Source organism: Microcoleus sp. MOSTC5 (assembly GCF_036701825.1).
GTDB lineage: Bacteria > Cyanobacteriota > Cyanobacteriia > Cyanobacteriales > Microcoleaceae > Microcoleus > Microcoleus asticus.
The window spans coordinates 1-1,317 of sequence record NZ_JAUBRK010000183.1; the positions used below are offsets into that span (position 1 = coordinate 1).

Consider the following 1,317-nt stretch of genomic DNA (forward strand, 5'->3'; position numbering starts at 1 on the left):
CAGGGTAAGCTCATCTAATTTGGTATAAATTGTACTTGACAAAAATGGCAAGATATCAAAGAGCATCCTGTCAGTAGCGATTCTTTTGAACCCATTTGAGATCGTTTGACGCTCAACTGACAACGGGCTGACGGCTGACGACTCGCAGCCTATGAAGATGTCACATAGGTTCTATAATACTGCTTCATCTGTGTCACGAATGGTGAGGAAAAATCAATGGGGAAAGGATTCGATCGTGTGGTGCCAACGCCAAAATCATCACCGAAGCTCGACAGGTCACAACCCATCTCCATGCAACACTTACAAGCGAGCTTATCAAATTATTTTGATGACATACCAGACCCGAGAGTTGATCGAACCAAACAACACTTACTCAAAGACATTCTCGCGATCGCTATTTTAGCTGCGATCGCAGGAGCCGATGGGTGGGAAGACATCGAAAATTACGGTCTCAGCAAGCAGCAATGGTTAGAAGAATTTTTAGAATTACCCAATGGTATCCCCAGCGACGATACATTTCGTCGGGTATTTGAAAAGCTAGACCCTAAAATTTTAGAGCATAAGTTATCCCAATGGCTGAAACAAATTATGGGTTCAGTCCTCGAAGAAGTGATCCCAATAGATGGCAAAAGTTTGCGAGGTTCCTACGATCGAGAGAAAGGTTTAAAAAACTTACATTTAGTGACAGCTTGGGCGAGCGAACAACGTTTAGTCCTCGGGCAAGTCAAAGTTGAAGACCATTCCAATGAAATCACAGCAATTCCAGCCCTCCTAGAATTAATTGACATTGCCGGAGCGATCGTCACCCTTGATGCGATGGGAACTCAAACAGAGATCGTTGGGCTTATTCACAAGAAAAAAGCGGATTATGTCGTAGCATTAAAAAGCAATCATCCCACTCTCTACCATCAAGTGAAAGACTGGTTTGAGACGGCAAAAACTCAGGAATTCAAGGGGATTGAAATCAGTTATGATTCCCGAACCGAAAAGGGACATCATCGCGTCGAGACTCGCAAAGTCTGGGCGGTATCAGTTGCCCAATTCGGAGGACTTTACCAGCAAGAACAATGGGCAGGACTGCGCACTATTGTTATCGTAGAAAGAGTGCGTCATCTCTGGAACAAAACCACACGCGAGGTGCAGTTTTACCTAAGTTCTTTACCAGCAGATGCCCAGCTAAATGGTCGTGCAGTTCGCCAACATTGGGGCATTGAAAACCAACTGCATTGGAGTTTAGATGTGACCTTCAATGAAGATAAATGTCGCATTCGTTCGTTGAATAGCCCCCAGAACTTCGCTTTGGTAAGACGGCTCGCA

General features: G+C 44.6%; 1 protein-coding gene. It reads left to right on the plus strand.

Annotated elements, in window-relative coordinates; all coding sequences use genetic code 11:
* Positions 1-216: 216 nt before the first annotated feature.
* The coding region (locus QUA54_RS34265) for an ISAs1 family transposase (protein ID WP_445301623.1) at positions 217-1,317 on the plus strand (1,101 nt) is incomplete at its 3' end.